At 73.8% G+C, this 14043-nt stretch carries 7 protein-coding genes; 2 read left to right on the top strand and 5 right to left on the bottom strand.

The window, feature by feature from the left end; translation table 11 throughout:
• Positions 1-163 precede the first annotated feature (163 nt).
• On the top strand, positions 164-406 hold the full coding sequence (locus EV562_RS14720) for a mycoredoxin (RefSeq protein WP_030400692.1): 243 nt from the start codon (positions 164-166) through the stop codon (positions 404-406).
• Between the two features lie 89 nt (positions 407-495).
• On the opposite strand, the gene nudC is transcribed toward EV562_RS14720, so the two are convergent.
• From nudC to EV562_RS14695, 5 genes are all read right to left on the bottom strand, one after another.
• Positions 496-1440, bottom strand: coding sequence for an NAD(+) diphosphatase (gene nudC / locus EV562_RS14715; protein ID WP_166661788.1), 945 nt, complete (start codon positions 1438-1440; stop codon positions 496-498).
• 159 nt (positions 1441-1599) lie between these two features.
• Positions 1600-3021, bottom strand: a complete 1422-nt coding sequence (locus tag EV562_RS14710; protein WP_133887247.1) for a dipeptidase — start codon at positions 3019-3021, stop codon at positions 1600-1602.
• Positions 3022-3031: 10 nt separating this feature from the next.
• A complete protein-coding gene (locus EV562_RS14705; RefSeq protein ID WP_166661787.1) occupies positions 3032-6544 on the bottom strand; it encodes an ATP-dependent DNA helicase in 3513 nt (1170 codons plus the stop codon).
• Between the two features lie 126 nt (positions 6545-6670).
• Positions 6671-10264 (bottom strand): ATP-dependent DNA helicase, encoded by a 3594-nt coding sequence (locus tag EV562_RS14700; protein ID WP_166661786.1) that lies wholly within the window; start codon positions 10262-10264, stop codon positions 6671-6673.
• A gap of 362 nt (positions 10265-10626) precedes the next feature.
• Positions 10627-11055, bottom strand: coding sequence for an MGMT family protein (locus tag EV562_RS14695; RefSeq protein WP_133887244.1), 429 nt, complete (start codon positions 11053-11055; stop codon positions 10627-10629).
• Between the two features lie 186 nt (positions 11056-11241).
• Between EV562_RS14695 and EV562_RS14690 the strand changes: the two genes are divergently transcribed.
• Entirely contained in the window at positions 11242-14019 is a 2778-nt protein-coding gene (locus EV562_RS14690; protein WP_133887243.1) for a lysylphosphatidylglycerol synthase transmembrane domain-containing protein, read from the top strand.
• Positions 14020-14043 lie beyond the last annotated feature (24 nt).

The raw sequence follows: 14043 nt of genomic DNA, 5'->3' as shown, positions 1-14043 counted from the left end.
CGCGAGACGGGTGAGCCGGTTGTCCACAGGCAGGGTCCGACAGTCGTACTGATGCGACGGGCGTCACGCACCGGGAATGGCGGCGCCGTCCCGGACGTTCCCCTCCTGCGACCTCATCCCCGGGCCGCCGCTTTCCCCGAGTCGCCGAAGGAGCACGAGAGACATGCCGGGCACTGTGACGATGTACAGCACCACGTGGTGCGGCTACTGCCGTCGGCTGAAGAGCCAGATGGACCGCGAGGGCATCGCGTACACCGAGGTCAACATCGAGCAGGACCCGGAGTCCGCCGCTTTCGTGGAGAAGGCGAACGGCGGAAACCAGACGGTCCCGACCGTGCTGTTCCCCGACGGTTCGACGCTCACGAACCCGTCGCTCGCGCAGGTGAAGCAGAAAATCGGCGCGTAGCGGGCGGCCGGGACCCGGCCGTCGTAGCAGGCGTGAGAGGGGCGGTCCTCCCCGCAGCGGGAGGGCCGCCCCTTTTGTGACGACGGGGGTCAGAAGGCGCTGCGGGTCGGCAGGGGCTTGCCGTACCAGAGCTCGATGAGGCGGGCCGCGATCGAGATCCCGTAGGGCGGGAGCACCTCGCCCGACTCGAAGGCGGCGCCCAGCTCCTCACGGGAGAACCAGCGGGCCTCGTGGATCTCGTCGCCGTCCACGTTGATCTCGGTCGAGGTGGCGTGGGCCATGAAGCCCAGCATCAGGCTGGACGGGAAGGGCCACGGCTGGCTCGCGACGTACTCGACCGGGCCGACGGTGACGCCGACCTCTTCCTGGACCTCGCGGCGCACCGACTGCTCGATGGACTCGCCGGGCTCCACGAAGCCGGCGAGAGTCGAGAAACGGCCCTCGGGCCAGTGCATCTGGCGGCCGAGCAGCAGCCGGTCCGCATCGTCCGTGACCGCCATGATCACGGCGGGGTCGGTGCGCGGGTAGTGCTCCGCGCCGCAGGCGGGGCAGCGGCGGATGTGCCCGGCCGCGGCGATGACGGTGCGTTCGCCGCAGCGGGAGCAGAACCGGTGCAGGCGCTGCCAGTTCTCCAGGGCGACCGCGTGGGCCATCAGTCCGGCGTCGCGGTCCGACAGCAGCAGGCCGGCCTCCCGCAGGCCCGCGGGGCGCGCGGACTGGTCCATGCGGCCGGGCAGGGAGTCCTTCTGGAGGGCGAAGTAGCTGGTGCCGTCGTCGTCGGTGCCCAGGAAGTAGCGGTGGGCCTCGGTGAGCGGGGCCTCGAAGGAGGGGGTCATGACGAGTTCGGTGGCCCCGTCGGGGGTCTCGTCGATGAGGACCTGACCGCCGGAGACGACGAAGCAGCGCGTCGAGGGGTGGCTCCATGCCGCCGCGAGCCAGGCCTCGTCGAGACGGTGGTGGGCGGCGCGGTCGATGCCGCTGGGGGCGGCGAGCGAGATGGGACGGTCGGCGGTGTGGTCGGTCCAGGTGGTCACGGGTGCTTCCAACTCCCCCGGTGAGCGGTTCGGTTCGGCAGACGGGTTCAGCGGTTCGTACGGCGGGCGGCGACCGGGTCCGGGAGGGCTCGGCGGTGCGGGCGGCCTTTCCAGTGTGCCGCGCGCGATGCCGGTCGGGTCCCGGACGGTGCGGGGCGCTCAGGGGGCGTGGCGCCAGTGCTCCGCCAGGTCGCCCCACAGGTGGGCGGAGGTTTCGGCCCCTTTGAGGAGCAGGTCGAGCTCCACCTTCTCGTCCGGGGCGTGCCAGCCGTCGGACGGGACGGAGATGCCGAGGAACAGCACCGGGGCGTCCAGGACCTCCTGGAGGTCGGCCGCCGGTCCGGAGCCGCCCTCGCGGGTGAAGCGGATCTGTTTCCCGAAGGCGCGGCCCATGGCGCGGACCACGGACTGCAGCGCCGGGTGGTCCAGCGGCGTCAGGCAGGGGCGGGTGGCCGGACGGAAGACGATCTCGCAGCGGACACCCGGGGGCACCTGCTCGGCGGTCCAGGCGCGGACGGCCTTCTCGACGTGGTCCGGGTCCTGGCCCGCGACCAGGCGGAAGGAGAGCTTCACCACGGCGGACGACGGGATGATCGTCTTGCTGCCCGGGCCCTGGTATCCGCCGCCGATGCCGTTGACCTCGGCGGTGGGGCGGGCCCAGATGCGCTCCAGGGTGGTGTGGCCGGCTTCGCCGTGGGTGGCGTGCGACTTGGCCGTGCGCAGCCACTGCCGCTCGTCGAAGGGCAGCTCGGCGAGCAGCTCGCGTTCCCGGTCGGTGAGTTCGATCACGCCGTCGTAGAAACCGGGGATCGTCACGCGCGCGTGCTCGTCGTGCAGGGCCGCGACGAGGCGGGCGACGGCGGTGGCCGGGTTGGGGACCGCGCCGCCGAAGGATCCCGAGTGGATGTCCTGGTCGGGTCCGTGCAGCCGGATCTCGCACTCGGCGAGCCCGCGCATGCCGGTGCAGACCGTGGGGGTGTCCTCGGACCACATACCGGTGTCGGAGACGATCACGGCGTCGGCGGTGAGCCGCCCGGCGCGCTCCTCGACGAGGGCACGGAAGTGCGGGGAGCCGGATTCCTCCTCGCCCTCGATCAGCAGTTTGAGGTTCACCGCGGGGGCGGTGCGGCCGGTGGCGGCGAGATGAGCGCGGACGCCGAGTGTGTGGAAGAACACCTGCCCCTTGTCGTCGGCGGCCCCGCGCGCGTAGAGGCGGTTGCGGCGGACGACGGGCTCGAAGGGGTCGCTGCTCCAGCCGTCCTCGCGGGCGGCGGGCTGTACGTCGTGGTGGCCGTAGACGAGGACCGTCGGGGCCTGGGGGTCACCGGAGGGCCACTCGGCGAAGACCGCGGGGGCGCCGGGGGTCGGCCAGACCTCCGCGTTCGGGAAGCCGGTCTCCTTCAGCTTGGCGGCGAGCCAGTCGGCGCTGCGGCGCACGTCGGTCGCGTGGTCGGTCTGAGCCGACACGGACGGGATGCGCAGCCACTCGACGAGGTCGTCGAGGAAGGCGGTGCGGTGCTGTTCGATGTACGTGCGGACAGCGCTGACAGCATTGACGGCATTGTCAACGGGGTGGCTCATGCTCACGAGCCTATCGGCCCGCGCGGACACCCCGATCGTGCGGTTCGTCACCGGCCTGCTCGGCGAGCAGCAGTCTCTCGAGTGCGGCGCGGTCCGGCAGCCCTTCGGGCCGTACGACCTCGCCGGTGCGTACGTAGAGGAAGGACGCCGTCACCGACTCGGGCGGTACGTGCTGCTGCTCGGCCCAGGCGATCCGGTAGAGCGCGAGCTGGAGCGGGTCCGCGGTGGTGACGCGGTTCGTCTTCCAGTCGACGATCTCGTACGTCGCCGTCGGGCCGTCCCCCTCCTTGTAGACGGCGTCGATGCGGCCGCGTACGACCCGGCCGGCCAGCGTGAGCTGGAAGGGCGCCTCGACGCGGAACGGTGTGCGGCGGGCGTACTCGGTGCGCTCGAAGGCGTCCTTGAGGAACTCCAGGTCCTGCTCGTCGGCGATCTCCGCGTCCCGGCCGGGCAGCTCCTCCGGTTCCAGCAGGGGGAGCGTCAGCGGTTCGAAGCGGGTCTCGACCCAGGCGTGGAAGCGGGTGCCGCGGCGGGCGGCGGGCTGGGGCGGGCGGGGCATGGGCCGGGCCAGTTCCTGGGCGAAGCCGTCCGGGTCGGCGGCCAGGCTCAGCAGCTGGGAGGCGGTCAGCGACGCCGGCAGGGGCACTTCGGTGACACTCTCGCGGGCGCGCAGGAGCTCGCCGGTGAGTGCGTCGAGGTCGCGGTCCCAGGAGGCGACCGTGCGGGCTTCCTCCGGGGCGAGGCGTGCGGGGGCGGGGACCGGTGCCGGGCTCGGTGCCGCTGCCGGGGGCTGTGCGGGGGGCGCCGCCTGGTGGGGGACGGTGGGGCCGGCCTGCGGGTCGGTGGGGCTCGTGTGCGCGGTGGGGCGGTCGGTGGTCCAGGTGTCCCAGTCGTCGGGGTCCACGGTCCAGTCGTCCGGATCCGCTTCCTCGGGGAGTGGTGCCTCGTCGTCCTCGGGGGGCGGTGGCCAGTCCGGGTCGTCGTGGGACTCGGGCGGGGCCGGGGCGCCTTCCGTCCGGCCGGCGAGGGCGTCGAGGTGGGCGAGGACCGTCTCGGCGGCGGCGCGGCGCCGGGCGAGTGCCTCGTCGTCCAGGGGCAGGGGCCAGACCTCGTCGGCGGCCGCTCGGTGCAGGGCCGGGTTCTCCTCGTCCTCGGCCGGTTCGTCCGCCCAGGCCTCGATCTCGCCGTGTCCGGCCGCGCAGTGCTCGTACAGGGCCGTGAGGAAGTCGGACGGTCCGCGGGGCTTCTTCTGGCTGGGGCCCCACCAGTGGCCGGAGCCGAGGAGCAGGGAGCGGGGGCGGGTGAAGGTGACGTAGCCGAGGCGGAGCTCCTCGGTGTGCTGGTGGTCCTTCATGGCCTCGTGGAAGGCCTTCAGGCCCCGCGAGTCCCAGGACTCGACGTCGGGCAGGGTGTCGGCGTCGCCGCGCAGGCCGTGCGGCAGCACCTTGCCCTGGGAGGTCCACTTCTCGCGGCCCTGCCCGCTGGGGAAGGTGCCGGTGACGAGGCCGGGTACGGCGACGACGTCCCACTCCAGGCCCTTGGACTTGTGCGCGGTGAGCACCTTGACGGTGTTCTCGCCGCCGGGCAGCGCGTTGTCCAGGCCCTTCTCGTACTGGGCGGCGGTGCGCAGGAAACCCAGGAAGGCCAGCAGGGTGGCCTCGCCGTCGCCCGCGGCGAAGGACGCGGCGACGTCGAGGAAGTTCGACAGGGTCTCGCGGCGGCGGGCGGCGAGGGCGTGCGGGGACGCCGACAGCTCGACCTCCAGCCCGGTGACGGCGAGCACGCGGTGCAGGACGTCCATGAGCGGGTCGGACAGGGCCCGGCGCAGCTCGCGCAGTTCGGTGGCCAGCCGCGCGAACCGTACGCGCGCGTCCGGTGAGAAGGGCAGCCCGTCGTCGTCCCCGGTGCCGTCCAGCGGCGTCTCCAGGAAGGTGTCGAGGGCGTCGGCGAGCGATATCACCTCGGAGGGGTCGACCCCTTCGACGGCCTCGGCGAGCCTGCGGTCGGGGTCGTCGTCGCCCTCCACGCGCGCGTGGCTCACCAGCAGCCGGGCGCGCCGGCCCAGGAGGGCGAGGTCGCGCGCGCCGATGCGCCAGCGCGGCCCGGTCAGCAGCCGGACCAGGGAGGCGTTGGCGCCGGGGTCCTGGAGGACTTCGCAGACGGCGACCAGGTCGGCCACCTCGGGGAGGTGCAGCAGTCCGGAGAGGCCGACGACCTCCACGGGGACGTCGCGGGCCACCAGCGCGCCCTGGATCTCGGCGAAGTCGGTCGCGGTGCGGCACAGGACGGCGATCTCACCGGGTGCCTTTCCGGTACGCACGAGGTGGGCGATCGAGCCGGCGATCCAGTCGATCTCCTCGGCATGGGTGCGCAGCAGGGCGCAGCGGACCGTGCCGTCGCGTTCGGCGCCCGGGGCGGGGCGCAGGGCCTCCACGCCCGCGTGCATGGCGCGCAGGGGCTCGGCGAGGCCGTTGGCGAGGTCGAGGAGGCGGCCGCCGCTGCGGCGGTTCTCGCTGAGCGCCTGCCGGGTCGCGGGCCGTCCGTCCGCGTGGGCGAAGTGTTCGGGAAAGTCGTCGAGGTTGGCGACGGAGGCGCCGCGCCAGCCGTAGATCGCCTGGCAGGGGTCGCCCACCGCGGTCACGGGGTGGCCGGTGCCGCCGCCGAAGAGGCCCGCCAGGAGGACGCGCTGGGCCACCGACGTGTCCTGGTACTCGTCGAGCAGGACGACCCGGTACTCGTCGCGCAGCACGCGTCCCACCTCGGGGAGGCCGGCGAGCCGCGCGGACAGGGCGATCTGGTCGCCGAAGTCGAGCAGGTCCTGCCGGCGTTTGGCGGTCCGGTAGCGGATCACCAGGTCGGCCAGTTCGCGGCGGGCGGCGGCGGCCTCGGGGACCTTGCGCAGGTCGGCGTTGCTGAGCCGGACGCTCTCCAGGGTGTCCAGGAGGCCGGCGTCCCAGTCGCGCAGGTCCTCGGGGCGTACGAGGTGCTCGGCGAGTTCGGCGTCGAGGGCGAGGAGGTCGCTGACCAGGTCGGCGAAGGACCGGGTGAGCGCCGGGTAGGGGCCGGGGGACTCGCGCAGGACGCGTGCGGCGAGCTGGTAGCGGGTGGCGTCGGCGAGCAGACGCGAGGTCGGCTCCAGGCCGAGGCGCAGGCCGTGGTCGGTCAGGAGACGGCCCGCGAAGGCGTGGTACGTCGAGATCGCCGGCTCGCCCGGCGGGTGGTCCGGGTCGATCACGTCCGGGTCGGTCACGCCCGCTGCGACCAGGGCCTTGCGGACGCGCTCGGCGAGTTCACCGGCGGCCTTGTTGGTGAAGGTGAGTCCGAGGACCTGTTCCGGAGCCACCTGGCCGGTGCCGACCAGCCAGACCACGCGTGCCGCCATCACCGTCGTCTTGCCCGACCCGGCTCCGGCCACGATCACCTGCGGGGCGGGCGGCGCGACGATGCAGGCCGTCTGCTCCGGGGTGAAGGGGATGCCGAGGAGCTCTTTGAGCTGCTCGGGATCGGTGAGATGGGCGGGCACGTCAGAGAGGCTAGCGGCGGCCACTGACAGCGGATGCCGGATGTCCGCCACGGGGCGGGGGAAACGCAGGTCAGCCCCTGTGGTGCGACGTGTCACACCGGTCGCCCGGGCCGCCGGACCCGTCGCTCACTCCACGACGTGCCGCCCCTCGGGCCTGGCGCTGCACGACGCGCGGAAGGCGCAGTGGGTGCAGTGCTGACCCGTGGTCGGGGTGAACCGTTCGTCGAGGACCTTGCCGGCCGCCGTGGCCAGCAGGTCGCCGACCCACTCGCCCTCCGGCCCCCGCTGCGCTTCCTGCGTCTGCACCTTGGGCAGGGTCTCGCCGCCGTCGCGCTTGGGCGCGCCCTGGCGCAGGTGGACGAGTTCGGCGCCGCCGGATTCGGGGCGTACCCCGTCGAAGACCTCGTCGACGGCGCCCTCGCGGACGGCGAGCTGGTACACGGCGAGCTGCGGGTGGCGGGCCACTTCCGCGGACGTGGGTGCCTGTTTGCCGGTCTTGAAGTCGACGACGTACGCGCGTCCGTCGCCGTCGGCCTCCACGCGGTCCATCTGCCCGCGGATGCGGACCTCGTATTCGCCGGCCTCCAGGGTCACCTCGAAGTCGTGCTCGCTGGCCACCGGGGTGCGCCCGGCACGGTCCATGACGTGCCACTTCAGGAAGCGTTCGAGCGCCACGCGCGCGTGGGCCATCTCCTGTGCCGACTTCCACGGCGCGTCGAAGGCGAGCGCGTTCCACACGGAGTCCAGGCGCTCCATCAGGACGGCGAGGTCGGCCGGGGTGTGTCCGGAGGCCACCTCGTCGGCGAGCACGTGCACCACGTTGCCGAAGCCCTGGGCGGTGGTCGCGGGCGCGTCGGCCTTCACCTCGCGGCCCAGGAACCACTGCAGGGCGCAGGTGTTGGCGAGCTGGTCCAGGGCGCTGCCGGAGAGCGTGACGGGCTCGTCGCGGTCGCGCAGCGGCACCTTGCTCTCGGTCGGGTCCCACATGCCCCACCAGCGGTAGGGGTGGGCGGAGGGCACCAATGGGCGGCCGTCGTCGTCGGCCAGGGCGGCGAGTCGCGCCAGGCGTCGTGCGGCGGCTTCCCTCAGGGGCGCGGAGACGCGGGGGTCGACGGTGGTGGCGCGCAGTTCGGCGACGAGTGGCGCGACGGCGAGGGGGCGGCGCGGCCGGCCGGTGACGTCGGTGGGTTCGACGCCGAGTTCGGTCAGGAAACGGGAGGGCTGGTCCCCGTCGTCGGCCGGTGCCTTCACTGCGGTGACGACCAGCCGTTCACGCGCGCGGGTGGCGGCCACGTAGAACAGGCGGCGTTCCTCGGTGAGCAGGGCCCCGGGGGTGAGGGGTTCGGCGAGTCCGTCGCGGCCGATCCGGTCGGCCTCCAGCAGGGAACCGCGGCGGCGCAGGTCGGGCCACAGCCCCTCCTGGACGCCCGCGACGACGACCAGCCGCCACTCCAGTCCCTTGGAGCGGTGCGCGGTCATCAGGCGAACGGCGTCGGGGCGCACGGCACGCCGCGCGAGGGTGTCGGCCGCGATGTCCTCGGCGTCGATCTCCTCCAGGAAGTTCAGGGCGCCGCGGCCGCCGGTGCGCTCCTCCGCGCGGGCGGCCGTCGCGAACAGCGCGCACACGGCGTCCAGGTCGCGGTCGGCGTTGCGGCCGGCCGCACCGCCGCGCCGGGCGGAGCGTTCCAGGCGGCTGGGCCACGGGGTGCCGTTCCACAGGTCCCACAGCGCCTCCTCGGCGCTGCCGCCTCCGGCCAGGCGTTCCCGTGCCTTGCGGAGCAGCGCGCCGAGTCGCTGGGCACCGCGCGCGTACGCGGGGTCGTGCACGGCGAGCCGCTCCGGCTCGGCCAGCGCCCGCGCGAGCAGTTCGTCCGAGGGCGGGGGCAGCGGGTTGCCCGCGGCACGCTGCTCGTCGCGCAGGGCCCGGCCGAGGCGGCGCAGGTCCGCGGCGTCCGTCCCGGCAAGGGGCGAGGCGAGGAGGGTGACGGCGGTCTCGGTCGGCAGCCAGCACGGTTCCTCCGCGCGGTGCACGCGCTCACCGGGCTGGGGCTTCCCGGTCCGGTCGGCGTCGGGTACGGGCTCGGCCGCCGGTCCGTGCGGGTCGCTCGTCGGCGCCTCGTCCCGGGCCCGTACGTCCACGTCGGTCCCGGCGTCGGGTTCGGCGGGCCTGGCGTCGGGTTCGGTGGGCCTGGTGCCGGGTTCGGTGGGCCTGGTGCCGGGTTCGCGGGTCTTGGTGTCGGCGTCGGTGGTCCCGGCGCCGGCTGCGGGGGTGTCGGCGCCGGCTTCGAGGGTCCTGGCGGCGGCTTCACGGGCCCCGGCGTCGACTTTGGGGGCACCGGCGTCGGCTTCGCGGGTCCGGCCGTCGGCTGCCGGGGTCCCGGCCGTGCCCGTCCCGGGCCGCTCCCCCGCCGCTCCCGTGCCCGCCTCGGCCTCCGCCACCGCCCGCAGGGCCGTCAGCAGGGGCGCCACCGCCGGCTCGTGACGCAGCGGGAGGTCGTCGCCGTCGATGTCCAGAGGGACGCCGGCCGAGATGAGGGCGCGGCGGAGCGTGGGGATGGTGCGCGAGCCGGCGCGTACCAGGACGGCCATCTCGCCCCACGGGACGCCGTCCTCCAGGTGCGCCCGGCGCAGGATGTCGGCGATGTTGTCCAGTTCGGTGCCGGAGGTCGGGTAGGTGTACGCCTCGACGCGTCCACCGTCCCGTACCGGGGTCAGCTCGCGGTGGGCGCGGACCTTGTCGGCGGGCAGGCGGGTCAGCGGCATGCGCTGGGTCAGCAGCCGGGTGGCGCCCAGCAGGGCGGCTCCGGACCGGCGCGAGGTCCGCAGCACCGCGACCGGCGCCGGTCGGCCGTCGTCGCGGGGGAAGGCGGCCGGGAAGTCGAGGATGCCGTTCACGTCCGCGCCCCGGAAGGCGTAGATCGACTGGTCGGGGTCGCCGAAGGCGACGAGGGTGCGCCCGCCGTCGGCCAGGGCGTGCAGCAGCCGTACCTGGGCCGGGTCGGTGTCCTGGTACTCGTCGACGTACACCGCGTCGTACCGGGCGCTCAGCTGCGCGGCGACCTCGGGGCGGCGGGCGAGGAGCACCGCGCGATGGACCAGTTCCGCGTAGTCGAGCACGCCCTGGAGGTCGAGCACGTCGAGGTACTCGGCGAGGAAGACGGCGGCGGCGCGCCAGTCGGGGCGGCCGATGCGCCGGGCGAAGGCCCCCAGGGCTTCGGGGCCGAGCCCCAGTTCCCGGCTGCGGGCCAGTACCGCGCGGACCTCGTCGGCGAAGCCGCGGGTGGTCAGGCAGGCACGCAGCTCGTCGGGCCAGCGCACGTGGGCGAGCCCGAGCCGCTCCAGGTCCACCTGCCCGGCGAGCAGCTCCCGCACCGCCACGTCCTGTTCCGGTCCGGACAGCAGCCGCAGGGGCTCCGCGAAGAGGTCACTGTCCTGGTGGGCGCGGACCAGGGCGTAACCGAAGGAGTGAAATGTCGTCGCCCGGGGAGCACGCGCGGCTCCGATGCGCAGGGCCATCCGGTCGCGCAGCTCGACGGCCGCCTTGCGGCTGAAGGTGAGCACCAGGATGCGCTCGGGGTCGCCGCCCTCGGCGATCCGCTCCGCCACCGACTCGACCAGGGTGGTGGTCTTGCCGGTGCCCGGGCCCGCCAGGACGAGCAGCGGCCCGGCCCGGTGGTCAACCACGGCGCGCTGTGCGGCGTCCAGACGAGGGGGGTCCATGCGTGCTGGCGGGGTACGCACCAGTCGGTAAGCGCCACGGCTCCCCCGTCGCACCTGGGGGTGCGACGGGTGTCCGTCGGAGGAAGAGGAGCTCACGTGGTTCGCCGGTCCTGGTGGGTGTGCTGGTGGGCCGTCCGCGCCGCGGGCGGGGCGGTGGCCACGGGATGAGAGGGACGCGTCCGGCCGACGCTACGCCGACGGAAGCGGCAGAAGCAGTGCTTCCGCTTCTTCCCCCGGGTCACTCACGGCACGAGCGCCCCCTGCCCCACGAACGTACGTCATGCCACGGACATGCCCGAAGCGTCCGGTTTCCCTCATACGGATCACAGGTCACACATCGGCCGCAGGCTTGGCGGAAGCTGTCAGGTGTGACCCTGTCCGCGTCCGCCGCGCCCCTGGGTGTGTCCGCCGTCGCCCTGTGCCCGGTCGCCGCCGTCCCACCGCGCCCGCTTCAGGTCGAGGCGAGGCAGGTGGCCCTCGGCGGCTCTGCTCGCCTCCTTCAGGGGCGTGCCCTCTTCCCGGTAGCGGTCCATCGCCTCCAGCTCGTGTCCCGCGAGCAGCGCCCCGTCCGCGCGCACGACACGCCACCAGGGAACGCCACCGCCGTAGAGGGACATCACCCGGCCGACCTGGCGGGGGCCGCCCTCCTCCAGGTACTCGGCCACGTCCCCGTACGTCATGACGCGGCCCGGCGGGATGAGTTCGGTGACGTCGAGGACCCGCTCGGCGTACTCGGGCAGCGCGTCCGCGTGCTGTGGACCGGCGCCGTCCGGAAGGCTCTGCTCGCTCATCCGACCCATCCTGCCGCACCCCGCCGACAACGCGGCGCGCTCCCGAGGGTGCGCGTCCCTCGCCCGGAACGGGGCGCTTCGGGCAGACTGTGCGGCCCGCACCGGCACCCTGATGCCTGCCGAGGCCGACGCGGCATGCCACCATCGTGCGGGCGGTGACCAGTGATACGAGAGCAAGAAGAGCCGATGAAGCAGCAGGGTGCGCACCCCGAGGACGCCGAGGGCACCTCTGACGCTTCCGCGCGCCCGGACGCCGCGCACGCGGGGGACGAGAAGACCGGCGACCGGGCGGCCGAGGGGCCGTCGGCGACGGCCGCGGACCCCGACGACGTGGCCCACATCGACGAGGTCGAGGGCGACGAACCGCTGCTCCCCGCGCGCGTGCACCGTCCCTCCGACCTGGTCCGCCTCCTGGTGGGCGTGCTCGCCGTCGCCCTCCTCCTGGCCGTCGCCGCCTTCGCGCACGGCACCACCTCGGGCCTCGAACAGGACATCAACAAGGGCACGGGACAGGCACCCGACCTGCTCATCAAGATCGCGGGGCTGGCCTCCAGCATCGCGATCCTCCTGGTGCCGGTCGCGTTCGCGATCGAGCGGCTGATCAAGCGGGACGGGCTGCGGATCGCCGACGGCGTACTCGCGGCGGTCCTCGCGCACGGCGTGACGCTCGCCACGGACCTGTGGGTCGCCAAGGCCGCTCCCGGCTCCATCCAGGAGGCGCTCACCCAGCCGTCGCCGGGCGACATCCACGCGTTGACCGACCCCGTGCACGGCTACCTCGCCCCGGTCATCGCGTACATGACGGCCGTCGGCATGTCCCGCAGACCCCGCTGGCGTGCGGTGCTGTGGATCGTGCTGCTCCTCGACGCCTTCTCGATGCTCGTCACCGGTTACACGACTCCGTTCTCGATCATCCTGACCGTCCTCATCGGCTGGACCGTCGCCTACGGCACCCTGTACGCCGTCGGCTCCCCCAATGTCCGCCCCACCGGCCGGACGCTGATGGCGGGGCTGCGGCACGTCGGCTTCCGGCCGGTGACCGCCGCGCGGCAGGAAGCGCCGTCGGACAGCGTCGAGACCGGTGACCGGGGCCGGCGCTACTTCGTCACGCTGGAGGACGGCCGGCCGCTCGACGTGACGGTGGTGGACCGCGAGCAGCAGGCGCAGGGCTTCTTCTACCGGGCGTGGCGCAACCTGACCCTGCGCGGCTTCGCGACCCGCAGCAGCCTCCCCTCGCTGCGGCAGGCCCTGGAACAGGAGGCGCTGCTCGCGTACGCGGCCATCGCGGCCGGCGCCAACGCCCCCAAGCTGATCGCGACCTCGGAGCTGGGTCCCGACGCCGTCATGCTGGTCTACGAGCACACCGGCGGGCGCTCCCTGGACTCGCTGGCGGACGAGGAGATCACCGACGACCTGCTGCGCGACACCTGGGAGCAGGTGCGGGCCCTGCAGTCGCGCCGCATCGCGCACCGCAGGCTGGTGGGCGACGCGATCCTGGTGGATCGTTCCGGCACGGTGATCCTCACCGACCTGCGCATCGGTGAGATCGCCGCCGGCGACCTGCTGCTGCGCATGGACGTCTCCCAGCTCTTGGTGACGCTGGGCCTGCGGGTCGGCGCCGAGCGCGCGGTCGCGTCGGCGGTGGGGGTCCTGGGCCCCGACAGCGTGGCGGACTGCCTGCCCATGCTGCAGCCCATCGCGCTCAGCCGCTCCACGCGCGCGACCCTGCGCAGGCTGGCGCGGGAGCGTGCCCAACGCGAGCGGGACGCGGTGCTGGAGTCGTCCCGGCAGGCCAAGCTGGCCCGTGCGGAGGCAGCCGGGCACGGCGCCACGAGCCACACGGCGGAGCGGGCCGGCGAGTCCACCCAGTCCGACAAACCGGACAAGAAGGCGGTGCGTGCCGAGCAGCGGGCCGAGAAGCGGGCCGTGGAAGAGGCCATCGAGGAGGCGCGCGAGGAGGACCTGCTCACCCAGATCCGACACGCCGTGCTGCGCATCAGACCGCAGGCCCCCGTCGAACCGGCGCGCCTGGAGCGGGTACGGCCGCGCACGCTGATCAGCTTCATCGCCGGCGCGATCGGCGCCTACTTCCTGCTGACGCAGCTCACCCACATCGAGTTCGGCCCGCTGATCTCGAACGCGCAGTGGGGCTGGGTGGCCGCGGCCGTGCTGTTCTCGGCGGCGAGTTACGTCGCCGCCGCGATGTCCCTGCTGGGCTTCGTGCCCGAGAAGGTGCCCTTCCCGCGGACGGTGGCCGCGCAGGTCGCCGGGTCGTTCGTGAAGATCGTCGCCCCCGCGGCGGTCGGCGGCGTCGCCCTGAACACCCGCTTCCTGCAACGCGCGGGCGTGCGTCCCGGGCTGGCGGTGGCGAGTGTCGGCGCGTCCCAGCTGTTCGGGCTGGGCTGCCACATCCTGATGCTGCTGTCCTTCGGCTACCTGACCGGCACCGAGAAGACACCGTCGCTGTCCCCGTCCCGGACGGTCATCGCGGGCCTGCTGACCGTGGCGGTGCTGGTGCTGGTGGTGACGTCGGTGCCGTTCCTGCGCAAGTTCGTCGTCACGCGCGTGAGGTCGCTCTTCGCCGGGGTCGTGCCGCGCATGCTGGACGTGCTGCAGCGGCCGCAGAAGCTGGTCACGGGCATCGGCGGCATGCTGCTGCTCACCGCCTGTTTCGTGATGTGCCTGGACGCCTCGATCCGCGCCTTCGGCGACGACTCGTCGTCGATCAGTCTGGCGAGTGTCGCGGTCGTCTTCCTCGCGGGCAACGCCCTGGGGTCCGCCGCGCCGACGCCGGGCGGTGTGGGCGCGGTGGAGGCGACGCTGACGGTCGGTCTGATCGCCGTCGGCCTTCCCAAGGAGGTCGCCGCGCCCGCGGTGCTGCTCTACCGGCTGCTGACCCTGTGGCTGCCGGTTCTTCCGGGCTGGCTGGTCTTCAACCACCTCACGCGCAAAGAGGCGCTGTAACCGGGCGCGCCGGAGCCCCGAAGG

The sequence above is a fragment of the Streptomyces sp. BK208 genome (genome assembly GCF_004364245.1).
Taxonomy (GTDB): Bacteria; Actinomycetota; Actinomycetes; order Streptomycetales; family Streptomycetaceae; genus Streptomyces.
This window is presented reverse-complemented; position numbering and strand designations above follow the sequence as displayed.